The 22,394-nt window shown below is 50.0% G+C and carries 21 protein-coding genes and 2 tRNA genes; 3 read left to right on the top strand and 20 right to left on the bottom strand.

Annotated features, from left to right (window positions below):
• Positions 1-113: 113 nt before the first annotated feature.
• Complete coding sequence (locus DWX00_RS09575; protein WP_118595117.1) at positions 114-638, top strand: helix-turn-helix domain-containing protein; 525 nt, start codon at positions 114-116, stop codon at positions 636-638.
• 186 nt (positions 639-824) lie between these two features.
• Here the strand turns inward: DWX00_RS09575 and guaA are convergent, their stop codons facing one another.
• The 16 genes from guaA to DWX00_RS09500 form a co-directional block, all read right to left on the bottom strand.
• Positions 825-2,369: a glutamine-hydrolyzing GMP synthase gene (guaA, locus tag DWX00_RS09570; protein ID WP_117801446.1), complete on the bottom strand. Its 1,545-nt coding sequence runs from the start codon at positions 2,367-2,369 to the stop codon at positions 825-827.
• Positions 2,370-2,529: 160 nt separating this feature from the next.
• Complete coding sequence (locus DWX00_RS09565; RefSeq protein WP_055218725.1) at positions 2,530-3,408, bottom strand: aldose 1-epimerase family protein; 879 nt, start codon at positions 3,406-3,408, stop codon at positions 2,530-2,532.
• Positions 3,409-3,498: 90 nt separating this feature from the next.
• Entirely contained in the window at positions 3,499-3,978 is a 480-nt protein-coding gene (locus DWX00_RS09560) for an S-ribosylhomocysteine lyase (protein WP_118595116.1), read from the bottom strand.
• Between the two features lie 28 nt (positions 3,979-4,006).
• Positions 4,007-4,507, bottom strand: coding sequence for a GreA/GreB family elongation factor (locus tag DWX00_RS09555; RefSeq protein ID WP_022462124.1), 501 nt, complete (start codon positions 4,505-4,507; stop codon positions 4,007-4,009).
• A 138-nt stretch (positions 4,508-4,645) separates the two neighbouring features.
• Positions 4,646-6,628: a carbohydrate-binding domain-containing protein gene (locus DWX00_RS09550; protein ID WP_118595115.1), complete on the bottom strand. Its 1,983-nt coding sequence runs from the start codon at positions 6,626-6,628 to the stop codon at positions 4,646-4,648.
• Complete coding sequence (locus tag DWX00_RS20715) at positions 6,628-6,876, bottom strand: hypothetical protein (protein WP_330410107.1); 249 nt, start codon at positions 6,874-6,876, stop codon at positions 6,628-6,630. Before DWX00_RS20715 ends, DWX00_RS09550 begins: the two co-directional genes overlap by 1 nt.
• The gene (locus DWX00_RS20710) at positions 6,848-7,081 is read right to left on the bottom strand and encodes a hypothetical protein (RefSeq protein ID WP_330410108.1); all 234 of its coding nucleotides are present in this window, start codon (positions 7,079-7,081) and stop codon (positions 6,848-6,850) included. The genes DWX00_RS20715 and DWX00_RS20710 overlap by 29 nt, the downstream gene beginning before the upstream one ends.
• Before the next feature lie 287 nt (positions 7,082-7,368).
• The gene (locus DWX00_RS09540) at positions 7,369-8,142 is read right to left on the bottom strand and encodes a polyphosphate polymerase domain-containing protein (RefSeq protein ID WP_118595114.1); all 774 of its coding nucleotides are present in this window, start codon (positions 8,140-8,142) and stop codon (positions 7,369-7,371) included.
• Positions 8,143-8,420: 278 nt separating this feature from the next.
• Positions 8,421-9,518 carry a glycoside hydrolase family 172 protein gene (locus DWX00_RS09535; RefSeq protein WP_055227238.1) on the bottom strand — a complete coding sequence of 366 codons (1,098 nt, stop codon included), beginning with the start codon at positions 9,516-9,518 and terminating at the stop codon, positions 8,421-8,423.
• Between the two features lie 155 nt (positions 9,519-9,673).
• On the bottom strand, positions 9,674-10,153 hold the full coding sequence (locus tag DWX00_RS09530) for a sensor histidine kinase (RefSeq protein WP_118595113.1): 480 nt from the start codon (positions 10,151-10,153) through the stop codon (positions 9,674-9,676).
• Positions 10,150-10,401, bottom strand: a complete 252-nt coding sequence (locus tag DWX00_RS09525; RefSeq protein ID WP_022462118.1) for a hypothetical protein — start codon at positions 10,399-10,401, stop codon at positions 10,150-10,152. Before DWX00_RS09525 ends, DWX00_RS09530 begins: the two co-directional genes overlap by 4 nt.
• A gap of 12 nt (positions 10,402-10,413) precedes the next feature.
• The gene (locus tag DWX00_RS09520) at positions 10,414-10,995 is read right to left on the bottom strand and encodes a xanthine phosphoribosyltransferase (RefSeq protein WP_055218716.1); all 582 of its coding nucleotides are present in this window, start codon (positions 10,993-10,995) and stop codon (positions 10,414-10,416) included.
• A 127-nt stretch (positions 10,996-11,122) separates the two neighbouring features.
• On the bottom strand, positions 11,123-11,710 hold the full coding sequence (locus DWX00_RS09515) for a nucleotidyltransferase family protein (RefSeq protein WP_118595112.1): 588 nt from the start codon (positions 11,708-11,710) through the stop codon (positions 11,123-11,125).
• A complete protein-coding gene (locus tag DWX00_RS09510) occupies positions 11,701-14,040 on the bottom strand; it encodes a xanthine dehydrogenase family protein molybdopterin-binding subunit (RefSeq protein WP_082424894.1) in 2,340 nt (779 codons plus the stop codon). The genes DWX00_RS09515 and DWX00_RS09510 overlap by 10 nt, the downstream gene beginning before the upstream one ends.
• A complete protein-coding gene (locus DWX00_RS09505; protein ID WP_022462114.1) occupies positions 14,037-14,507 on the bottom strand; it encodes a (2Fe-2S)-binding protein in 471 nt (156 codons plus the stop codon). Before DWX00_RS09505 ends, DWX00_RS09510 begins: the two co-directional genes overlap by 4 nt.
• Positions 14,507-15,316, bottom strand: coding sequence for an FAD binding domain-containing protein (locus DWX00_RS09500; protein ID WP_022462113.1), 810 nt, complete (start codon positions 15,314-15,316; stop codon positions 14,507-14,509). The genes DWX00_RS09505 and DWX00_RS09500 overlap by 1 nt, the downstream gene beginning before the upstream one ends.
• A 180-nt stretch (positions 15,317-15,496) precedes the next feature.
• On the opposite strand from DWX00_RS09500, the gene DWX00_RS09495 reads away from it, so the two are divergent.
• Together DWX00_RS09495 and DWX00_RS09490 are read left to right on the top strand one after the other, a co-directional pair.
• Positions 15,497-15,578, top strand: a tRNA-Tyr gene (locus DWX00_RS09495).
• 3 nt (positions 15,579-15,581) lie between these two features.
• Positions 15,582-15,667: transfer RNA gene (locus DWX00_RS09490), tRNA-Leu, on the top strand.
• Positions 15,668-16,066: 399 nt separating this feature from the next.
• On the opposite strand, the gene DWX00_RS09485 is transcribed toward DWX00_RS09490, so the two are convergent.
• From DWX00_RS09485 to tilS, 4 genes are all read right to left on the bottom strand, one after another.
• Positions 16,067-18,157 (bottom strand): alpha-glycosidase, encoded by a 2,091-nt coding sequence (locus DWX00_RS09485; protein ID WP_118595111.1) that lies wholly within the window; start codon positions 18,155-18,157, stop codon positions 16,067-16,069.
• Positions 18,158-18,564: 407 nt separating this feature from the next.
• Entirely contained in the window at positions 18,565-20,427 is a 1,863-nt protein-coding gene (ftsH, locus tag DWX00_RS09480; RefSeq protein WP_117509464.1) for an ATP-dependent zinc metalloprotease FtsH, read from the bottom strand.
• 9 nt (positions 20,428-20,436) lie between these two features.
• Positions 20,437-20,973, bottom strand: coding sequence for a hypoxanthine phosphoribosyltransferase (hpt, locus tag DWX00_RS09475; RefSeq protein WP_117801456.1), 537 nt, complete (start codon positions 20,971-20,973; stop codon positions 20,437-20,439).
• Entirely contained in the window at positions 20,970-22,391 is a 1,422-nt protein-coding gene (gene tilS / locus DWX00_RS09470; protein ID WP_118595110.1) for a tRNA lysidine(34) synthetase TilS, read from the bottom strand. Before tilS ends, hpt begins: the two co-directional genes overlap by 4 nt.
• Positions 22,392-22,394 lie beyond the last annotated feature (3 nt).

Below are 22,394 nucleotides of genomic sequence, written 5' to 3'. Positions count from 1 at the left end.
CTTCTTGCTATCCGAAATTGCTCATGCTATACTGAACCTAAACAGAATTGTTTTATTTTCTATCACAATTAATTATGGCAACACGAATGACCACTATAAGGAGGCAAACAAAAATGGCAATCGGACAACGTATCAAATATTTTCGCAACCGCAAAGGCATGACACAAAAACAACTCGGAGAACAACTGGGATTCAAAGAAAAAACCTCAGATGTCCGCATGGCTCAGTATGAATCTGAAGCCAGAGTTCCTAAGATTGATCTTGTAAAACAAATGTCTCAGATCTTTGATATCAATACTCATGCCTTAACAGTTCCAGATATTGATACTCGCATAGGTCTGATGCATACACTATTTGCACTGGAAGATATGTATGGGCTGAAGGTAAAAAATGTAGATGGACAGCCTCATCTTTGCCTTGACTCTTCCATATCGGCTCCCGGCTCATCTGTCGATGAAATGCTTCGTGCATGGATGGAACAAGCTGACAAACTGGAAAACGTTGAAATCAGCAAGGAAGAATATGATAAATGGAGATATAAGTACCCGGAACTGGATACTTACCAGAAACGTGCCAAGGTACCCTCTCAGGAATTGAGTGATTACCTCGTAAAAGAATTGACTAAAAAAGAAAATTAAGAAAAAAAGAAAACCTTACCGATATTCAGTTTTTTACTTCTGAAAATCAGTAAGGTTTCTTTATATACGTTATGAAATAAAATTTTTATCTCTTGAATAATCACAAAATGTTGCCATTTTGTTGCCAAGCACTAAGCAAATTTGCTTGTAACCCGCATAAATACTGGAATTTTATGATTGTGTGGATTATTCAAACTCGATGGTTGCCGGTGGTTTTCCTGTGCAATCATACATAACGCGATTGATGTGTTTTACTTCATTTACAATTCTGCTCGTTGTTTTTCCGATGACATCCCACGGAATTTCTGCGCTTTCGGCTGTCATGAAATCGGTAGTGGTTACGGCACGGAGGGCGATAGCATAATCATACGTTCTTTCATCTCCCATGACTCCAACGGAACGCATGTTGGTCAGGGCTGCGAAGTACTGGCCGATTTCGTGGGCGATTCCGGCTTTGTCGATTTCTTCGCGCCAGATCGCGTCGGCGTCCTGTACCATTTTGACTTTCTCGGCGGTTACTTCGCCGATGATACGGATGCCAAGTCCCGGGCCCGGGAATGGCTGACGGAATACGAGGTATTCCGGGATGCCAAGCTCAAGGCCGGCTTTTCTTACTTCGTCTTTGAAGAGGTTGCGCAGCGGCTCGATGATTTCTTTGAAATCTACGTAGTCCGGCAGTCCTCCAACGTTATGATGGGATTTGATGACGGTGGATTCTCCGCCGACGCCGCTCTCTACAACGTCTGGGTAGATGGTTCCCTGTACCAGGAAGTCTACAGCACCAATTTTCTTTGCTTCTTCTTCGAAGACGCGGATGAACTCTTCGCCGATGATTTTACGTTTTCTCTCCGGCTCTTCTACGCCTTTTAATTTTGCATAGAAACGCTCCTGTGCGTTGACGCGGATGAAATTCAGGTCGTATGGGCCGTCCGGTCCGAAGACTGCTTCTACTTCATCGCCCTCGTTTTTACGCAGCAGGCCGTGATCTACGAATACGCAGGTCAGCTGGTTTCCGACTGCTTTGGAAAGCATAACAGCTGCTACGGAGGAATCGACTCCGCCGGACAGTGCGCAGAGGACTTTTCCGTCGCCTACTTTTTCGCGGATAGCTTTGATGGATTCTTCTACGAAGGAGTCCATGTGCCAGTCGCCGGCGCAGCGGCAGACATTGTATACAAAGTTGGAAAGCATTTTCTTTCCTTCTTTGGTGTGCAGAACTTCTGGATGGAACTGGGTTGCATAGAGGTTTTTCTCTACGTTTGCAACGGCTGCTACCGGACAGTCATCCGTATGGGCGATGATTTCGAATCCCGGAGCTGCTTTGGAGATGTAGTCGTTGTGGCTCATCCAGCAGATGGTTTTTTCGGATACGTTCTCAAACAGTGCGGAACTGGTATCTACGGTTACCTCAATTTTTCCATATTCTCTGACCGGTGCTACTTCTACTTTTCCGCCGAGCAGATGCATCATCAGCTGTGATCCGTAGCAGATGCCGAGGATCGGGATTCCAAGTTCAAAAATTTCTTTTGTATAAGTCGGGGAATCCGGCAGATATGCGCTGTTCGGGCCGCCGGTGAAGATAATACCTTTCGGCTGAATTTCTTTGATCTTTTCGATGTCTGTTTTGTAAGAATAAATCTCACAGTAAACGTTGCACTCACGTACACGTCTTGCAATTAACTGATTGTACTGACCGCCAAAATCAAGTACGATAACCGTTTCTCTTTTCAAGAACGTTCCCTCCTGTTTTTTCTTCTGTGCATGATGAACTACATGCGTTTTTTGGGTTTGATGCTAATTATAGTAAAGAAACCGTAAAATTTCAACCCCTGAAGTACAGGAATCGTGTTCTTTTCGCTGTACTTCGGAGGTTTTTCTTTTTTTCGGGTCCTTATTCTCCGATGGTGATGGTGTAGCCTGCCTGGAAGGTTTCCCCGGCTTTCAGGTGCTGTTCGCCGTATTTGTCTTTTAATTCGCCGTCAAAGCCGACGTTGTCGCAGCGGCCGATCCATGGCTCGAGGCACACGAACGGGGCATCTGCTTTTGGCTTGGACCATACGCCGACGCTCGGGAAGCCTTTGCAGGTGAGAGTGACATACGGTTTTCCATCCACTTCTACGCCGACGCGCTCGACCTGGGTGTTGTCGAAGATCAGGGCGTCCTCGTCGAAAAGGGTTCTGGTGTACGGGATTCTGCCGTCCTGAAGTTTCAGTTTTCTCGGATGTGCGACATCGACGCCTGCTGTTTCCGGGTCGATCAGGACGTATTCGAGTTCGGTCTCGGTGTGGTTTTCCAGGCCTTTGTTGAAGACGATGTCATACTGTTCCGGAATCATGAATGCAGGATGTCCGCCGACGGAGAAGTACATGTCATCATCACCGGTGTTTTCTACGTTCCAGGTGATGGTCAGGGTTCTGCCGGAGAGTTCCTGGGTTACGGTGAAGGCAAAATCGAACGGGTAGACTTTTTTTGTTTCTTCGGTCGATACCAGGCGGTGTACTGTTTTGTTTTCGGTGTTTTCGATGCACTCGAATTCGTTGTCGCGGGCGAAACCGTGCTGGCCCATCGGGTATTTGACTCCTTTATGGGTGTAGAAGCCGCCGTTTACTTTTCCGACGAACGGGAACAGGACCGGTGCGTGGCGGTTCCAGAAGGCCGGATCGCCGATCCAGACTGCCTCACGGTCAGCCGCTTTATCGTAGATGCTGCTAAGTTCTGCGCCGTGATCGCTGATCTGCACGCGCAGGTTTTCGTTTTCCATGGTTCTCATACTCTGTTTCCCCCTGTTTTCTTTCATTTTTTGTAACTATTCAGAGCCATGCGAAATTGCATGGCGCTGAATAGTTACCATTTTTAGAATTTATTCCGGATAGACGAGACGGGATTCATCAATTCCGTACAAAACCTCATCCAGGTATTTTTTGCCAAGGTAATTTGCCATGGACAGATTCATATCCAGATAGTTTCCGCAGTCTTTCGGGGATGCACCCGGGACTTCGCCCTTGAAATCGCGGATAAATTCATACATTTCTATTACGAGTGAAACGATATCTTTCGAGCTGTAATCACCGGCCAACAGCAGGTAAAATCCTGTACGGCAGCCCATTGGACCAAAATATACGGTTTTATCTTTCCATTCTTCGTGATTGCGAAGGAACGTTGCGCCAAGATGCTCGATGGTGTGAACCTCAGCGGTATTCATAACAGGCTCATCGTTTGGAGATGTCATGCGCAGGTCGAAGGTTGTGATGACACTGTCACCTACGTGATCTTTTCTTGAAACGTAGACGCCTGGTTTAAGTTTGATATGGTCGATCGTAAAGCTTGCAATTTTTTCCATGACTGGTATTTTCCTTTCTTTCTGTCCTTTAATAGCTGCGGAGTTCATCATCGGTATCCGCAGTGTTTTCGATGGATTTGATGATGAGATCATAACTATAGGCATCGCTTACTTTTACAGTGACGCGGTCGCCGACTTTATGACCCAGAATGGCTTTTCCTAATGGCGAGTCGATACTGACGTATCCTTTGAGAGAATTACCACGAACGGTGGTGACAAGTTTGTAGGTTTCTGTCTCATCATCTTCTTCGATGTAAACCTGGACGGTATTGTTGATGCCGACTTCGTCGTCCTTTGAGGTATCTGAAATAACGTGAGCGGTTTTGATCATTTTTTCCAGATAGCGGATGCGGCTTTCGTTGCGGTTTTTGTCCTGTTTGGCAGCTTTGTATTCAAAGTTTTCGCTGAGATCGCCCTGGGCACGGGCTTCTTTTACAGCCTCGAGTTCTTTTGGACGGACAACCAGTTTGCGGTAGTCGATTTCTTCCTGCATTTTTTTAATATCGTTTTCGGTCAGTTTATCATACATGATTTTTCTACCTCTTTTCTTGTGAGGTTATTTTAGCACAGAATACGGTAAATTGGAAGTAGGAAGACAGCCACGGTAGAATCACTTTCTTACGCACCGGAACAGCAAATGTTCCGGTGCTGAATGAACTATAACGGTTCACTCAGCCGTGTTGCTTGGTTTTGAAGGCGGAATTCCTTTGTTGTCGCTGTTATTTGGCATTTTTCCACCTTCGGGATCGCTCATCGTTTTAACAGACCGGGTTCCGGCGGTGGTGATGATGTCCGTGAGGGTGATCTCTTCGTTGTCGGTACCGGCAGCCAGAGTATACGTTGCGCCCAGTTTCATTTCTGGGCAGGTCAAAACGATGCTGGCGTAGGCTTTTTCGGGTGTGACCGTGAAGAGGGCACTTCCATCGCTGTCTGTCAGTGTGATGGCAGTGTCAGCGGACTGGGTTTCCGTACAGTAATAGGTGATAACGGGCTGGGTGGAAGCTTCGTCGAAGCTTTCCGTCATGCCGGCACTGCCGATAGCAGCTAAGGTTCCGCCGGTCACAATTGCACTTCCGTCGTAATCGAGGGCACTGTCACCATCGCTGGTCGGCCCGTACACGATCGTGGTTCCGCCGGTCACGAGAAGACCGCCGTTGGAATCAAGACCATCACCATCGGCAGATACGGTCAGGGTTCCGCCGGTAATTTTAATGTAAAGCTCAGAGTTTCCCCCGCCGCCGGGGCCTCCCTGCATCATCTGTGGAGCATCGCCGTCAGAAGGAGCATTCCCCGGATCGAAGTCCTGCGGCGCATTTCCGCCAGACGGAGCGTTCTCCGGATCGAAGTCCTGCGATGGCTGCATATCGCTGCCGTTTTCTGTATCAGGCGGCATTTGCGGAGGTTCCTTTCCGTCTGCCGTACCGGATATGCTGCTATCATCACCGGAGTTTACGACAGCACTGCTATCGTCGTTTGAGCTTGCGGCATTGCTGTCATCGTCACCGGAACCGGCAGCATTGGCGCCATCGTCGCTGGCATTTACGGTAATGTCACCACCATTGACCACAACGCGTTTTCCTTCCAGTCCTTCGTAGCTTTTTTCAACAAGGATCGTTCCGCCATGAATGACGGTGTCGAGATCCGCATGGAAACCGTCATCACCGGAGTTTACGGTGATGGTTCCGTCATCGACAACAATGCTGCCGGTTGCATGGAAGCCGTCCTGTTCCGCCTCGATCGTAAAAATTCCACCGGCAATATAGATATTTCCAAGCTCTGTGTCATCCGTATTCTTCGCTTTGACCGCACTGTTTGCAGCATCAATATCAAAGCTTCCATCCAGAATTTTAATCTGATCTTTGGCTGTGATCCCGTTGTCCGCAGCGGCGATTTTGTAGGTTCCGCCGGTAATCACAAGGTCATCTTTGGATACAATCCCGTGCTTGTAGTCTGCCTCGATGGTCAGACTTCCTGTCCCGTTGCAGACAAGATCTGATTTGGAGAAGATAACGCCGTCTACCGTGTTGTCGTCAATCTGAGTGTACTCGTTTCCACCGCCAAGCGTGTTGCTGCTGTTTTTGGCAAGCGTGATGAAAACTTTGTCCGCTTCGCGAACGTAGATGGCAGCATTTGTCTCACAGTTGATATGGACTCCATCGAGTACGATCTGAACCTTGTCGGAATCGGATGCATCTACGATAATCTGGCCATCCTCAAGTGTTCCGCTTACGACGTAAACACCTTCTTCCGTGATGGTAATTGTGCTGCCGTCTGCTTTGGCTCCGCTGCCGGAGACGGTAGCTGTCGTCTTATTAAGTGTAATTTTTACGGCTTCTAATGCTTTATAGCTTCCGCTCTTCTCACGGTCTGTGAATTCGGTGTCGATAGTGGATTCGGTCAGTTCCAGGTCAAAATTAATATCGGAAGCACTTTCCATTGCATTTTCCGAAGCTGTGCTCTCTGATGTGGCCGCCGCGTTGTCGGCAGATGTTTCGCCGGTTGACTCTGTACTGGCGGATTCGGTATTGACAAAGCTGGCTGATGTCACTGCTGTGCCGCATCCGCCGAAGGCCAGCGATGATGCAAGAAGCAGGCTGACGACTGCGCCGGTCTCTTTTTTTCTGTTTTTTTTCTTTCTGTTTCGATTCATTATAATTCCTCCCTTCCGGTCTGCGCACGACTACACAGGATTTCAAGGTTTCCGTTTCTGCAGCGGAGCTGGTCAATCATGTTTTTCTCTTCGCCTTCCTCGCGGAATACGATGCGATACTCCAGCTTGAAAAGACTTCCCATATTCGTGGTTTTTACCTGTACAAGCTCGCAACGGGTCAGATACCTGGCAAAGATATCGTCAAAAACACTGGTATAATCAAGGGACTCCGGTTCCAAGATTTCCATTGACGAGCATGATCACCCTCTGTACGATCACAGGCATCAGAACAAGCGTGACAGCAAAGCTTTTGGTGCATTCGCTTTTGTACCTGTAAACAGCAGCGATCAACAGTCCCAGAATCAGAGACACTGCTGTGCAAGCAAGGAACTGACCAAAGGTGAAGGCGGCGGTTGTTTCTGTAAAAACGGAACTGAATATTGCGTTAAGCATAGCAAATTCCTCCCAGATTTTTTTTATTTTCTTGTCTATTCAGATCCCCATCTCGATTCCGCTTACGCTACATCGCGATGTTACTTCTCGCCATATGAAGTTCCAGAAAAACCGCTCATTCATGCAAGCATGATTCGCGATTTTTCTTCTATTTTGCATGGCTCTGAATAGTTACATTTTCTTTTTTTGTGAAGCAGATTATGTTTGAAAAAGGCTTTTCGCAAGCTGTGAGTCCACCCACTGCTTCTTGCTTTTCGCAATGGCCGCAGAGGACTTACCTGATTCAGCTAACGGAATGCTGTTTTTGATACGGTTTGCCGGATATCTGTGAATGGTATGAGAGCTTTTTCTTCTGATGCTTTCTGATTTTCGATCTGATAGGCAAAGCCGTATTTAGAAAATGATGCCGGATAGATTGCAAGATCATCCAGAATTTTGCTGAACCATAGGGGCACAGCACCTGGTGTTTTCACCTCCATGAGATACCAGCCTGGTTCTAAAAGCCTGGTTCCTTCCGTTGGACCGTCAAGACACAGATTGTCGGTACGCCATCGGATATTGGTGTCTAAGGTAACACGAAAGTTCCTGTCTTCCGTGCCGAAGCAGGCGATGCGGTCGTAGGCGATGTACATAACGGGAGCAAGCCCCCGGTAGTAGTTGCGAAACCAAGTGATTTCGTGGAGAATCTGGCTGTCGAAGCCCGGTTCTGATTTTCCCGCAAGATAGGGAACCGCTTCTGATAATATCATGCGCTCGCGGCGTTTGTAGACGATTCCTTCATATTTTTTCTTTAGTTCTACGTATATGGGGCTGGTCTCTTTGACCGGACCATAACTGCGGAGTCGCAGTTTTTCTTTGTAGACGGGTTTTTCCAGCGAACGGCGGATAAGCTGGTGATCCGGGGTATCGTAATAGAGGCTGCAGATGGTATCAAGGCCGTATTTATCCATCTGCAGATGACCCGGAAGGCTCTTGCGAAGCTTGCGAGCCATGATCGGGGAAAGCATGTATTTTGTTTCATACCGTTGGAAGGTCATGGGAATCTGTTGGCTTTGCATCATAATCGATTGATCCTTTCGTTTGATTTACTTCCGGAAATGTTTTTTACATTTTTAAGTATAATGAGGAAACTTTAAAGGAACCTTAAAGAATGGACGGAAAATGTGAAAGGTTTGTGAAAAGACGGACCTCTGTAATCCGGATCGCTTTTTGAATACCATATAAAAAAAGAAAGAGCCCTTTTCCGGACAAATTCGTTGGAAGCGGATTTGTTCGGAACGGACTCTTGCAGCCGATATGCAACGTCATGAAACATATAAAATAGGAAAAGCGTCAAAAATCATCTTGGCCAGCGCTCTTTTCTGGACATGAGTGGCGCGAATGGTACATGAGGATGCGTCTGGTACCAGTAAGCTGTGGTAGCGACATCATCCTGACGTTCAAAGAGGCCTCCGTGACTGACACCAATCTGCTGCAAGGTTACCTTAAGATCCTTCTCAAAAAGGATGGGATCAAGAAGATGCCAGCGGTAGAAGCTGCGCTGTGGCATCTGATCATCATTGTGGTAATCATTATGAAGGAAGGTATCGTGGGTAGAGTAGTAAGGATATCCAAGATACGGAGTGCAGTACTGATTTTCAACGGTTTGGCCATTTTGCTGTGTTGCAAAGCTCCAGGCACCACCGAAGTAATCTTCTGTTCCGGTTCCGCAGATGGTTGGATAATCCTTGTCTCCATCGATGTAGAATTTCATCTCACCTTCTCCGTACCAGTAGCGTTCGAGGCTGGTAAGTGCAAGATACGTTCCAACGTACTGGCCTTTCCCTTTGATGTTGTCGAGGACAACGTAGTCTTTTGCCTTTTCCGTTATGCGCTGACGACGCCACTGGGCATGGAAATAGGCAGCATCCTCCGGAACCGTTGTCAGGCAATAGTCGATCTGATAAAAGAAGGCCGGAATCGGCTCATCACACTGATTTTCAATGGTAATACGGGCGTTTTTACGGAACGGCATCGGGAAATAGCTGTTGAAACCACGGGTCGGATTGACAGCAATCGGGACGGAGTTTACCTGGTAGGAAACACCGAAGCCGCAGCAGAAGAAATCGCCAAGCGGGCATTCCACGGATGGATCTTCTTCGTCATCCCAGTACATGCGCAGAACAAGATCCCGCAGAACATAACGGTTACGTTCACTGGTACGGTCTGTGACGGTGATCCAGATGTGCTGAATGATGCCTTCTCCCTGGATCTCACCAAGTGTTACGGTCTCTCCTGCTTCTATTTTCGGGATACACGGGGAACCTTTTCTGGACGGACCAAGATCGCTGGATGCCATGCCGCCTTTTCCTTTTTCTCCATTCCGGTTTTCCCAGTTAATAGAACGGGACTGTCCGCTTTTCAGCTGGAAAATGTTTTGTAAACCACAATCAAACATCATATATTCCTCCTTTTGTTTTCTTTTGTTTTCTTTTGTTTTCTTTTGTTTTCTTTTGTTTTTTCTCTCTTGGAAGCTTTTGATTTCTGCTTTTTTGTGTGTCTGCCTTTCCTGCCCTGCCGTCATTTTTCCATTTTTCCGGAATTTTGTTTCTTTCATCCTTTTGCCGGAAAGACTGCTTTAAAACAGATGCCATCTCGTGTCCGCTTTGCGGTGATTTTTCCCTTATATGCCTTTACAATTGCAGCTGCCACAGAAAGGCCGATTCCATAGCCGCCGCTTTCCCTGGCCCGCGACACATCCGCACGGTAGAAGCGGTCAAAGAGGCGGTTGAGATCACCTTCCGGCAGGATATCGCAGGTATTCTGCACCGAAAATTCTGCTTTTTTGCCGTTTTTTCGCCAGAAAATGTGGATTTTTCCACCCTCCGGAGTGTATTTAACGGCGTTATCCACAAGAAGAGAAACGAGCTGGTGGATTCTTGCGGCATCCCCTTCCATATGGAGTTCTTCTGCAATATCGCTCTGCAGCGCGATCCTGCCCGGAGGGCTTTTTGAATTTACAGAAAAATTCAAAAACATCCGGCCGGCACTTTTGCATGGGTGCTCGCAGCCGGATGTTCGGTTTGCATTCATTTTCTTTTTTTCTCTGCCCGTCTCCGCAGCAGCTCTTTTGCGCCTGCGTACAACAGAAAATATACCGTCAGAATCATGACAACTACAATCCTGTTATCTTTCAGGCTGAAAAAAGAGGTCACATTGACTGCCGCCAGAAACAGCAGCAGTGACACACTGAGATCAATTTTTTCTTTTCTGTCGGCCAGCACCATTCCTGCGGCCGCCAGAACCAGAAGAACGGCAATTCTTGCAATCAGATTTGCCATTTTGACGCCTCCTTACTGTTTCCGGAAGGTAATTTCCCCGGTTTTATCATCCATACCATCGACGATGGCAAGAGATTCCAGATGAATGCCGCGGTCACGCAGCAGTTTTCCTCCGATCTGGAACCCTTTTTCGATGACAACGCCTGCTCCTACGAGCTCTGCACCGGAATCCTGTACCAGGGTTGCCAGTCCTTCCAGCGCTTTTCCGTTTGCCAGGAAATCATCGATCAGGAGAACTTTGTCTCCTTTTCCCAGAAATTCTTTGGAAACAATGATATCATAAACTCTTCCATGGGTGAAAGATTCTACTTTTGTGGTATAAACATCTCCGGCGATATTTTTGGTCTGTGTTTTCTTTGCAAACACAACCGGAACATTAAAAATTTCAGCCACAACACAGGCAATTCCGATTCCAGATGCCTCGATGGTCAGGATTTTCGTGATCTCCTCTCCCGCAAAACGACGCTGAAACTCTTTTCCGATTTCCCGGAACAGATTGACGTCCATCTGATGATTTAAAAAGCTGTCCACCTTCAGGACATTTCCCTCGCGTACTTTTCCGTCTTTGCGGATTCTGTCTTCCAATAACTGCATTTTTTTGAAGCCTCCCGAATTTTTATTATACCCATTGTACTTACTTCTCACTGGAAATGCAAGTCCAAATCCATCAAATTTCGCACTGTCTCAAATTTTATTCATGGCAGCCGCCGGTGTCTCTGCATCAGAGATCCTCTTTCCGGTCCAGATCCTTTAATTCCCACGCGGCTTCGACCCGGAACGGAATTACCGATTCCCAGTGCCGTTTCAGCACCTTTTTCCCGCCTCGGTCGCCGGAAAGTTCTTTTAGTTCTGAAAAATAAGGTTTTGAGAACCACACCGGATTGCCGCTCTCGCCGCCGCAGAAAACGCAGCCAAGTGGAGCCTTCTGCATCTCCATGGATTCCAGAAAGCGCTCCGCCGTCTCTTCCTTCAGGTACGGCTGATCCGCCGCAAAACACGCACAGGCATCGGCATTTTGCTTCTCCGCCGCCTCGATTCCCGCGCGGATTGTATAGGAAATTCCTTTTTCGCTGTCCGGCGAAAACACCGTCTGCAGACGCCCGGCTTTTACCAGCGGCGCAAGCTCCTCCAGAATCCTTTCATACTGCGTCACAACCAGCAGTTCCCAGTTCTCATGCCTTCCGGCAATTTGGGCCAGCCGGTCCAGCAGATGGCGGTACACCGCCTTTCCATCCAGCGGATAGAGCAGCTTATTTTCCCCGAACCGTCTGCTGTTCCCGGCTGCCAGATAAAGTATCGTTACTCGCATTCTTTTTCCGCAATTCCCATTGCAATCTGCTCGCTCGTGATCGGCAGTTCGCGGAACCACAGACCCGTCGCATTGTAGATTGCATGTGCCAGCGCCGGAGCCGGTGTGTTGATGACGATCTCGCCGATCGATTTTGCACCGAACGGACCAGTCGGCTCGTAGCTGCTCCGAAACTCGACGCGCAGCTTGCCCATATCGAGGCGGGTCGGCAATTTATACTGCATAAACGAATTATTGATCATCTGACCCTTGTCCGTGTACTGGATACTTTCAAACAGCGTCATGCCGATGCCCTGCACCAGACCGCCCTCGACCTGTACGCGCGCAAGGTTCGGGTTGATGACGGTTCCGCAGTCGACAACGGCGGCATAATCGAGAATCTTGACCTCGCCGGTCTCTTTATCCAGCTCGATCTCGACCGCACCAGCCATATAAGGCGGCGGCGATACCGGTGAGCAGTTGCTTTCCGTCGCTTCCAGCGCGATTCCGTTATTGCACATGGCCGCTGTTGCGATTTCTTCCATCGTCATGCTGCTTCCGCTCTTTTCATGCACGACGCCGGTACCGGTAAATTCTGTCTCATCTTCCGGCACGTTCATCCGCTCTGCCGCCAGGGCACAGATTCGTTTCCGAAGCGTCATGCAGGCTTTTTCCACCGCTTTTCCGGTAATATACGTCGTACTCGATGCATAGGAACCGGAGTCATACGGGGACGTATCGGTATCTGCGCCGACAACGGTAATGTCATCCACATCACACTCCAGACACTCTGCCGCCATCTGGGACAGAATCGTATCGCAGCCGGTTCCCATATCGGCCGCTGCGATCAGCATCGTGTAGCCGCCGTCGTCGTTGACTTTGATCGTTGCCGATCCGACATCGAGATTGGAAATACAGGAGCCCTGCATCGCCATCGCAATGCCGACGCTGCGCACCTTTCCATTTCCCATATCACGGCACGGATATTTCTCATCCCAGCCGATCATCTCTTTCGCACGCTCCACGCACTGGTCAAGCGCACAGCTGTTTGCCGTTTCGCCATAGTAAGCCGGCATGAACTGTCCCTCACGGACCATGTTCTGCTCCCGGATCCGGATCGGATCGATGCCAAGACGCGCTGCCATCTCACTGACAGCAGATTCTACAGCAAAGATACCCTGCGTCGCACCGTATCCGCGGTAAGCACCGGCTGACATTACGTTGGAATACACAACATCATACGCAAACCGGTAAGCCTCAAGAGATCCATACATCGGAATTGATTTGTGGCCGGAAAGGCCGACCGTTGTCGGTCCATGCTCGCCGTATGCACCCGTGTTGGAAAGTGTATACAGATCGATCGCACGGATTCTTCCGTCCTTCATCGCACCGAGGCGGATCGTTACTTCCATCTCATGGCGCGGTGTGGATGCTGTCTGGGACTCTTCTCTCGTAAAGATCATTTTCGACGGTTTTCCGGTTTTCCAGGTTACAAACGCCGGGAAAATTTCGGCAACCACCGTCTGCTTCGCTCCGAATCCGCCGCCGATTCTCGGCTTGGAAACACGGATCTTCGATTTCGGAATGCCGAGTGCATTGGACAGAATGCGGCGCGCATGGTAAACGATCTGGGTCGAGCTCAGCACATTCAGCCGTCCGTAGGTATCCATAAAGCAGTATGTCCGGAACGTCTCCATCATCGCCTGCTGGGCTGCGCGTACATGATACGTATGCTCTACGACCTCATCGCACTCTGCGAGCACGGCTTCCACATCTCCGTTGTGATCTTCCGCACTTGCACAGAGATTTCTCTGATTGTCCGCACCGACCGGACAGAGCGATTTCCAGCTTTCCTCCGGATGCACCAGCAGTTCATTATCCTTGGACTGATGAAAATCCAGAATGGCCGGAAGCACTTCGTACTCTACTTTCAGGAGCTTCCGCGCACGGTCCACGCATTTTTCATCTTTTCCGGCAATAATCGCCACCGGATCTCCCACGTAGCGCACATGCTGATCGAGGATCAGACGGTCATACGGGCTTGGTTCCGGGTAAGTCTGTCCTGCCATTGTAAAACGCTGTTTCGGCACATCCTCCCAGGTATAAATCGCCTCAATGCCCGGAACACGCTCTGCTGCCGTCTTTTTCACGGATTTTACGATTGCATTGGCATGCGGACTCCGCAGTACCTTGACAATCAGACAATCCTTCGGCGCCAGATCATCTACATAAACCGGCTTTCCGGTTACCAGCGCGAGGGCATCCTTTTTGATCACCGGCTTATTCACACTGCAGAGCTGATCGGTTCTTCCCGACCAGTCCGGTTCATAGATATGATTTTCTCTGCTCATGACGCACCTCCCTGCTGCTTTTTCCAGGCAAGGAAATTCAAAATTCCCCGAAGCTGTCCTTCATATCCGGAACAGCGGCAGAGATTTCCCGCCAGATATTCTTTAATTTCTTCCTCACTCGGATCCGGATTTTCCCGGAACAGCGCAATCGCATTCATAATCATCCCCGGATTGCAGAACCCGCACTGCTCGGCGCCCTGTCCGGCAATAAAGGAACCAAATTCTTCTGCTTCCTCCTGCAGGCCTTCCAGCGTATCCACCTTACATCCATTCGCCCGCGCCGCAAGCACCGAACACGACAGCACCGGTTTTCCCTCCAGAAAAACCGTACACAGCCCGCAGTTCGACGTCTCACAGCCGCGCTTCACACTGTAGCATCCCTGGCTTCTCACAAAATCGATCAGGAGCATGTCTGCATCGATCTCCGCTTCCGTCTTCTTTCCATTTAAGATCATCGAAATCTTCATCACTGCTCCTCCTTCTTCTGAATTTCTTCCATACATCTGCGCAGCAGCACCCGTCCCAGATGATGACGATACTCTGCACTTCCGCGCATATTACTGCCATATGTAAACTGATCAGAAATCTCCGAAGCCGCCGCCTTCAGCTCCTCCGCAGATGCCTTTCCAGCCGCCAGCTTTTCCGCCAGCTCCGCCGGAAGCTCTACACGTGCCGCCTTCGCCGGTCTTGCCCCAAGCACCGCACATCCTTTTCCGTCTTCCACCCGCACCGCACACGTCAGCACCGGGAAATCCGTTCTGGAATTTCGATGACTCTGATAAACCGTAACACCCTCATGCTTCTTCACAATCAGCCTTACCAGCACATCCCTGTCTCTCTTTGAACAGGCAAACTCCGCCAGCGGCATCCGTCCCGCATGAACCAGCTCCACCTCCGTATCCAGCGCCAGAAACAGCGTCAGCACATCCGAAAATCCAAATCTGCCGAAAATACTGCCTCCCACCGTAGCCAGATTCCGGAACTGCACTCCGACAATACTCCGCACACTCTCCCGTGCCGCACCGTCGGTATAAGCATTCAGCCCCTCATGCTCCTCCATCTGCCGCAGCGTCACCATACATCCAATCGAAAACTCCTCCTCGGACTCTTCAATCTGATCCAGTCCCAGCCCGGACAAATCAATCGCCGTCTGCACCTGCCTCTGCCCCATCTTCGTCCAGAGCATCCCACCCAGGATACAGGCGCTTCTCTTCTGATTCAGCTCATACGCCTCCTCCAGCGACCCCACCCGGACATAATCCTTAATCTTAATCATACTTACCCTATATCCTCCATTTTTACTCAATATAGAAGCCCCTATATTTGATATTATACCCGACCTGCTCCCCCCTTTCAACTTTTTTCTATTTTTTTCAAAAAAACCCTTGCATTTTCCCTCCACATCCAGTATAATCATTCAATGTCGGAAGTCATTCTGACACAAAACAAAATACATGGACGGATTCCCGAGTGGCCAAAGGGGACAGACTGTAAATCTGCTGCAAATTGCTTCGATGGTTCGAATCCATCTCCGTCCATATGCCGCAGTGGCGGAACTGGCAGACGCCCGGGACTTAAAATCCCGTGGGTAGTGATACCCGTACCGGTTCGATCCCGGTTTGCGGCACGATTAAGAGCTCTGATTCATACGAATCGGAGCTCTTTTTCCATTCTCCCCCAACAATCTTACACCGATCCGCCCAGCGGATCCAGCCCCATCTCCCGTTCCCACTACCAGCCTCGCCGCCGCGCGCCCGGTGGTCTTGCGTGATGCGCAGGGCAACATTGGAAAAGCGGGTTGGAAAAACCAGAAAAAACGGAGGCCTTTCGAAAGACTGAAATCTGGTGCTCAACACCAGATTTCAAGGCATTCTGAGCTGGGAAATCATCAGATTTCCCGGCGAATAATGCCGGTGCCTGTCGAAAGACCTCCGTTTTTTCTACGTTTTTCCACCGCTTTTCCACCGCTGCCCTGCGCATCACGCAAGACCACCGGGTGTGCGGCGGCGAGGCGTCCCCCAAATCCTTACTCTTCACACCGATGCAGCACAACCCCCGAAAGCGGCAGCAAATCCATCTCCAGTATGCCCGCCGGTGCCTCGATTTCTTTCTCCTCCGAAGAAAATCCCACCGCATCCGTCGCAAACACCTGCGTCAGCTTCGCCACCGAACTCCGGTTAATCCCGGTAAGCCACACCGGAATCTCCACATGCACCCTCTCATTCCGGTTATTAATTATCACAATCACCTGCTCCTCCTGATTAAACCGTCCATAAGAAAGCACATTATAATCATGGCACAAAAATTTCAGCGATCCCATCGCCAGCACCGGAAATCTCCGATGCACCGCAATCATTTCTTTATAGAATCGGATCAGCTCCTGATCCTCCTGTCCCCAGGGATACGTCCTCCGGTTATCCGGATCCGTAAACCCAACCTGGCCGGCCTCATCCCCATAATACAGCGTCGGCGCCCCCGGCCACGTCATCTGAATCACAACCGCCTCGCGCAGCACCGCCTTATTCGTATTCTCCGCAGCCGCATACGGCCCAACATTCGCCACACGCCCCACACGATGATTCGTTCTCGTGAGGAACCGCGAATGATCATGATTATCCAGCTCATTCATCGCCGTATACAGCGAAGGCGCATAAAACGCCGGCATATGATACGTCATCGCCCCGATAAAACTCTCACTGTTTCCGAGAAGTCCCTGGTTAAACTCATCACTGTGCTTCTCCATACCCGTGAGGAACCAGGAAACCGGCTCCATAAACGCATCATAGTTCATCACCGTATCCCACTCGTCGCCCTGCAGCCAGCTCATCGCATCGCCGTAGTGCTCAGCCAGAATAATTGCCTCCGGATTCGCCTCCTTCACAACGCGCCGGAACTCCTTCCAGAACTTGTGGTTAAACTCCGGGCTGTGTCCTAAGTCAGCGGCCACATCCAGCCGCCAGCCGTCCGCATTAAACGGCGGAGAAACCCACTTCGCGCCGATGCGCATAATATCCTCCATCAGCTTCTCCGAACCCTCGTAGTTCAGCTTCGGCAGCGTATCATGGCCCCACCAGCCGTCATAAAACTCATTGTACGGCCAGTTATGCTCATTATAAAACTTAAAAAACGTGTGATACGGACTGTCCTGCGCCACATACGCGCCCGGCTCATAGCCCTTTCCGGCCTCATAAATCCGCTCGCGGTCCAGCCACTTGTTAAACGAACCACAGTGGTTGAAAACGCCGTCCAGAATCACCTTCATGCCGCGCTTGTGCGCCTCCTCCACCAGGTGGATAAACAGTTCATTGCTCGCCTCCAGGTTCGCCTTGTTCGTCACACGGTCAATATACCGCGTTGCCCGCGTATTGTCCTTGTCGCCCGGCCAGAGCAGATCGCCTTCGTCGGAGACAATCTTTCCGAAATGCGGATCAATATAGTCATAATCCTGAATATCATACTTATGGTTCGACGGCGAAACAAACACCGGATTCAGATAAATGACCTGCACACCGAGATCCTGCAGATAATCCATCTTGTCAATGACGCCCTGCAGATCGCCGCCGTAGAAATTGCGGACATCCATCTGCTCCGGGAAGCGGTTCCAGTCATCCACCTTGTTGACCTGCTCACCGATGTAGCTGTACTCTCCCGTCAGCACATCGTTGGACGGATCTCCGTTGCAGAAGCGGTCCACAAAAATCTGATACATGACAGCGCCCTTCGCCCAGTCCGGCGTATGGAAACCTGGAATAATACCAAACGAATACATCTCCTGAAGCTCTCTTGTCACGCCGAGCTTGTTGTAATAACAGACAACACGGCCTGCCTGAATCTCAAAGAAATAGCGGATCGGCTCATTTCCGACCGGAATCTCGATCTCGTAATAATCAAAACCGTTCCGGACCAAACCGACCTGCATCTGTGCACGGATGGAACCGCTGATGAAATAAACCGCATCTACATTATTTTTCAGGGTACGGAACCGGATCTTCACCGTGTCGCCCGGGTTCGGCTCAAACGGAATCTGATACTGCGGGGATTCATCGCTGTAGAGCGCATGCTTGTTGAACATCGCCCGCATCTGTGACATATACTGCTGCATTCTTGTTTTATCCATGAACTAACGCCTCTGTCTTTCTCAATCATTCATTCCTTATATTTTACCCCACACTGCCATGTAATACAACCTTTTTCTGAACACATGTAACGATTGTGTTTATTGGATTTTTATATAGTAAAAGAGCCAGCGGGGTACGCTGGCTCTTTTGGAGAAGGTATTTCTCTTATGGGGTGTAGCAAAAACTATATAATGTATTGGGGGGTTTTTACAGTTATTATAGTACCATACGTCCCTCGAAAAGTCTGCACAAATCGCGATTTTTTTTCATTTGATTCTTATTCAAAATAACGATGAATTTTTCCGGCGTTTCGGATTTTCTGTTTTAATTTGCACAAACGCCCGTAAAATCGCAGAAAAAAACCTGCAAAAAACTTTTTTTGTTTTCTATTGCAAATAAAAAGATATCAGATTTCTCCAGAAACTTCCGGTGCTGTTCCTGTCATCTGTGCTTCCTGCTCAAAAATGGCTTCGAATTCAGCACGGCTCAGCTTCTCTTTTTCCATCAGCTGCTTTGCACACTCATGCAGCACATAGGAATGCTCCAGAATAATCTGTTTCGCCTGATCGTGGCATTTCTCGATCATCTGGCGGACTTCCTCGTCGATGGCTGCGGCTACATTCTCGCTGTAGCTCTTCGTATGGCCCCAGTCACGACCGATAAATACCTCGTCCGAGTCGGAATCGTATGCAACAAGACCGAGGTTCTCAGACATACCGTACTTCGTAATCATGGAACGGGCGGTTGCCGTCGCCTGTTTGATATCCTGGGATGCACCCGTTGTGATATCGTCGAAGATCAGCTCCTCTGCCACACGGCCGCCGAGGCATACGGTGATGTACTGCATCATTTTGCCTCTCGTCTGGAACATATCGTCATTCTCCGGCTGCGGCATCGTGTAGCCCGCTGCGCCAGGACCTGTCGGGATAATGGAGATCGTATAGACCGCCTCCATATCCGGCAGCATATGGAACAGGATCGCATGGCCTGTCTCATGGTATGCGGTGATCCGTTTTTCTTTATCCGAAATGACTTTACTGCGCTTCTCCGCACCGATGCCCACTTTGATGAAAGCAGACTTGATATCGGCCTGGCGCACAAATCTTCTGCGGTCCTTTGCCGCCATGATTGCTGCCTCGTTCAGCAGGTTCTCCAGCTCTGCGCCGGTGAAGCCTGCGGTCGTCTGCGCGATCTGTTTCAGATCCACATCCTCGGCCAGCGGTTTGTTCTTTGCATGGACTTTCAGGATTTCCTCACGGCCCATGACATCCGGCGGTCCTACAACCACGCGGCGGTCAAAACGGCCCGGACGGAGAATCGCCGGATCCAGGATATCGACACGGTTCGTCGCTGCCATCACGATGATGCCCTCATTGACGCCGAAACCATCCATCTCAACGAGAAGCTGGTTTAAGGTCTGCTCTCTCTCATCGTGGCCGCCGCCCATACCGGTGCCTCTTCGTCTTGCCACGGCGTCGATCTCATCGATGAAGATGATGCACGGCGCATGTTTTTTTCCTTCCTCAAACAGGTCGCGGACACGGGAAGCGCCGACGCCGACGAACATTTCCACGAAATCGGATCCGGAAATGCTGAAGAACGGCACGCCTGCCTCTCCTGCAACAGCTTTCGCCAGAAGGGTTTTACCGGTTCCAGGAGGGCCCACAAGAAGAACTCCTTTCGGGATTCTCGCGCCGACCTGTGTATATTTCTCCGGTGCTTTCAGGAAATCGACCACCTCAACGAGGTCTTCTTTTTCCTCTTTTAAGCCCGCAACATCGCGGAACAGGACTTTTTTGTCTTTGTCGGTGGACATATGGGCGTTGCTTTTTCCAAAATTCATCATTTTGTTTCCGCCGCCTCCACCGCCGCCCATGGAGCGGTTCATCATCGACATGCCGAAAAGAAGGATCATACCGAGCAGCAGGGCCGGCAGGACGGACGTCATGAAAATGCTGTCTCTCTGGACATTCTGTACGGTGTACGTTACATCAGCATCCTCCAGAAGGCTGATAGCTGCGTTTACGTCAGTCACATTGACCGTATAACTGTCACCGCCCTGCTCCTGTACCACGACGGAGCCAGTCGGCACTTCTTTGTTCTGGACAATCTGCGCGGATGTCACTTTGCCGTCTTTTACGGCGGTTTCAAATTTCTGCTGACTTGGACTGCTGCCTGCGCTGATTTTTCCGGTGATATAGAACATGGCAAGCACGATAATCACCATAAACGCCGCGTAGAGTCCAAATCCACTGCGCTGTCTGTTCATATTTTCTTTTTACTCCTCGTCTTCGTGAAACTCCACTACTCCGATGTATGGAAGATTCCGATATTTCTGTGCGTAATCCAGACCGTAGCCTACGACGAACTCGTCCGGGATATCAAAGCAGGTATAATCTACTTTGACATCGCGCACTCTGCGCTCCGGCTTGTCGAGCAGAGTACACAGGTGTACGGATTTCGGATTTCTCTTTTTCAGGATGTCGATCAGATAGTAAAGCGTTCTTCCGGAATCGATGATATCCTCCACGATCAGAACGTCTTTTCCTTCCAGCGGCTGATCCAGGTCTTTTACAATACGGACAACTCCGCTGGACTTGGTGTCATCGCCGTAACTTGATACGGACATAAAGTCAAGGCTTACCGGCACTGTGATGCGTTTTGCCAGCTCGCACATAAAGAATACGCCGCCTTTTAAAACGCAGATCAGGTGCACTTCCTTTCCTGCGTAATCGCGGTTGATCTGGTCTGCTACTTCTTTAATTCGTCTGTCTACTTCTTCTTCGCTTAATAATACTCTGATTGTCTCTTTCATCTGTTTTCCTCCTTACCAACGCCAATCTGTATCTGCAGAACTGCTTTCGTGTCTTCCCCGACACGGCCGCTCTCTCCTCTGCGATACCCCACGACCCACCAGATCTCCGGTCCGTCGGCGAGCAGCAGAATGGAATCCCGCTCCTCTTTCGGTATCTTGGCATCAATCATATAATCTTTTAGTTTCTTTTTCCCGCCTTTTGCGGTTACTCTCAGATAATCTCCGCTTCTTCTCGTGCGGAGGACAAGACCGTCTTTTATTTTATCACAGTCAAAGCATTTCGTATACTTTTTTTCTTCAATTCTTTCGGGAAAAACCGATGTTTTTTTCACAATCGTGACTGGATTTTCTGCAAATGCGAGACTTTTTTCCTCTTTCCACCCGGCCGGAACCGGAATTGGAACTTCTTCGCCGCTTTTCCTTTTCCGTTCTTCTTTTAAATGCACTCCCTGCTTTTCCAGGCGGAGCGTCTCGTATCCGCGCACGGCGGTGATTCCATACGGCAGGCAGACACTTTTTCCGACCTGCTTTTCAAAAAGTTCCCGCACAGATTCCAGATGCTCCCTGGTAAGATCCTTCCGTTTTCCCGCCAGCTGTTCCAGAACGCGCCGGATCACGTAGCGCTGCAGAAGAGGCGCTTCGCTGCTCACCGCATCACGCAGCACAACCGCATTTTTCTCTGCGGATGCATACCGCTCCATCAGCTGATCCGTCTGCTGCTCCAGATATTCCTCCGTTTCCAGCAGGTCCAGCGATGTCTGTGCCATATGCGCGGCGGCACGCGGATTGACCTCTTCGGTCAGATACGGCAGCACATGGTGGCGGATTCCGTTCCTCGTGTAAGCATCCTCTGCATTCGTGCTGTCCTCACACCAGGAACACTTACGGCTTTCCAGTTCCTGCCGGATCTCTTTTCGTCCGACGCAGAGAAGCGGACGGATCACATTCCCCCGCACGGGGCGTAAGGAGGCAAGTCCGGCCAGCGACGTTCCCCGTGCCAGGTGATGCAGCATCGTCTCCGCAACGTCATCCTGGTGATGGGCGAGCGCAATTTTCACTGCCCTCTGCTCCTTTGCGCACGCTGCAAAAACTTCCTGCCGCGCCGCGCGTCCCGCCTCCTCCGTCGAGAGATGCTTTTCTTTTGCGATCTTCTCCACGGGACAGGAATAGAGATAGAACGGAACATCATATTCCCGGCACAGATTTTCTGCAAATGCCGCATCCCGCCCGGCTTCCGCGCCGCGCAGATTATGGTTGACGTGGACAGCCAGCAGCGAAAAGCCAAGCGGCTCCTGCAGTTCCCGCAGCAGATGAAACAGGCAGACGGAATCCGCGCCGCCGGAAAGGCCGAGCAGCACGCGTTCGCCTGCCATTACCATATGATACTGTTCCATAAAGGCTCTTACTTTCTCTCGCATCCT

Origin of the sequence: Blautia sp. AF17-9LB (assembly GCF_003479185.1) — a bacterium.
In the GTDB taxonomy this organism is placed as follows: Bacteria; Bacillota; Clostridia; order Lachnospirales; family Lachnospiraceae; genus Fusicatenibacter; species Fusicatenibacter saccharivorans.
The sequence above is the reverse complement of the archived record's forward strand: the minus strand, read 5'-3'. Positions and strand labels throughout refer to the sequence as shown.

Bases quoted from the DNA above. Each gene is read 5' to 3' on its own strand.
- DWX00_RS09510 (WP_082424894.1), bottom strand. From the start codon at position 14,040: ATGAGCAGAGAAAATCATATCTATGAACCGGACTGGTCGGGAAGAACC.
- DWX00_RS09565 (WP_055218725.1), bottom strand. From the start codon at position 3,408: ATGAGAACCATGGAAAACGAAAACCTGCGCGTGCAGATCAGCGATCAC.
- DWX00_RS09500 (WP_022462113.1), bottom strand. From the start codon at position 15,316: ATGATTAAGATTAAGGATTATGTCCGGGTGGGGTCGCTGGAGGAGGCG.
- DWX00_RS09550 (WP_118595115.1), bottom strand. From the start codon at position 6,628: ATGAATCGAAACAGAAAGAAAAAAAACAGAAAAAAAGAGACCGGCGCA.
- DWX00_RS09530 (WP_118595113.1), bottom strand. From the start codon at position 10,153: ATGAATGCAAACCGAACATCCGGCTGCGAGCACCCATGCAAAAGTGCC.
- DWX00_RS09515 (WP_118595112.1), bottom strand. From the start codon at position 11,710: ATGCGAGTAACGATACTTTATCTGGCAGCCGGGAACAGCAGACGGTTC.
- DWX00_RS09575 (WP_118595117.1), top strand. From the start codon at position 114: ATGGCAATCGGACAACGTATCAAATATTTTCGCAACCGCAAAGGCATG.
- DWX00_RS20710 (WP_330410108.1), bottom strand. From the start codon at position 7,081: ATGCTTAACGCAATATTCAGTTCCGTTTTTACAGAAACAACCGCCGCC.
- DWX00_RS09505 (WP_022462114.1), bottom strand. From the start codon at position 14,507: ATGAAGATTTCGATGATCTTAAATGGAAAGAAGACGGAAGCGGAGATC.
- DWX00_RS09525 (WP_022462118.1), bottom strand. From the start codon at position 10,401: ATGGCAAATCTGATTGCAAGAATTGCCGTTCTTCTGGTTCTGGCGGCC.
- DWX00_RS09560 (WP_118595116.1), bottom strand. From the start codon at position 3,978: ATGGAAAAAATTGCAAGCTTTACGATCGACCATATCAAACTTAAACCA.
- DWX00_RS09555 (WP_022462124.1), bottom strand. From the start codon at position 4,507: ATGTATGATAAACTGACCGAAAACGATATTAAAAAAATGCAGGAAGAA.
- ftsH (WP_117509464.1), bottom strand. From the start codon at position 20,427: ATGAACAGACAGCGCAGTGGATTTGGACTCTACGCGGCGTTTATGGTG.
- DWX00_RS09485 (WP_118595111.1), bottom strand. From the start codon at position 18,157: ATGGATAAAACAAGAATGCAGCAGTATATGTCACAGATGCGGGCGATG.
- DWX00_RS20715 (WP_330410107.1), bottom strand. From the start codon at position 6,876: ATGGAAATCTTGGAACCGGAGTCCCTTGATTATACCAGTGTTTTTGAC.
- hpt (WP_117801456.1), bottom strand. From the start codon at position 20,973: ATGAAAGAGACAATCAGAGTATTATTAAGCGAAGAAGAAGTAGACAGA.
- DWX00_RS09535 (WP_055227238.1), bottom strand. From the start codon at position 9,518: ATGTTTGATTGTGGTTTACAAAACATTTTCCAGCTGAAAAGCGGACAG.
- DWX00_RS09520 (WP_055218716.1), bottom strand. From the start codon at position 10,995: ATGCAGTTATTGGAAGACAGAATCCGCAAAGACGGAAAAGTACGCGAG.
- tilS (WP_118595110.1), bottom strand. From the start codon at position 22,391: ATGCGAGAGAAAGTAAGAGCCTTTATGGAACAGTATCATATGGTAATG.
- DWX00_RS09540 (WP_118595114.1), bottom strand. From the start codon at position 8,142: ATGATGCAAAGCCAACAGATTCCCATGACCTTCCAACGGTATGAAACA.